We start from the raw sequence: 328 nt of genomic DNA, 5'->3' as shown, positions 1-328 counted from the left end.
ACCTTAAGTTCAAATGCCCCGGCCAGCGTCATTGAGGGCAACACCATCACCTATACTGCGACCGTGTCTAATCCTGTGACGGGCAGTGATTTGGTGGTGACGTTAACGAATGGGCAAACGATTACCATCCGGTTGGTCAAACGACGGGCAGCGTGGATTACACGGTTCGGGCTGACGATCCCTATGTGCAATCCGACGACAGTTTGAGTGTGAGCATCAACAATGTCAGCGGCGGTAATTACGAAGATTTAGCCACGTCCGGCACGGTGAATACGACGGTCACTGACGATGCCGACGTCAGTACCGTGACCTTAAGTTCAAATGCCCC

At 53.0% G+C, this 328-nt stretch carries 1 pseudogene; it reads left to right on the top strand.

Annotated elements, in window-relative coordinates:
* Window positions 1–63: 63 nt before the first annotated feature.
* A pseudogene (locus OK13_RS16255) lies at window positions 64–328 on the top strand (immunoglobulin-like domain-containing protein); the annotation flags it as partial.

Origin of the sequence: Legionella norrlandica (assembly GCF_000770585.1) — a bacterium.
GTDB classification, from domain to species: domain Bacteria; phylum Pseudomonadota; class Gammaproteobacteria; order Legionellales; family Legionellaceae; genus Legionella; species Legionella norrlandica.
This window is presented reverse-complemented; position numbering and strand designations above follow the sequence as displayed.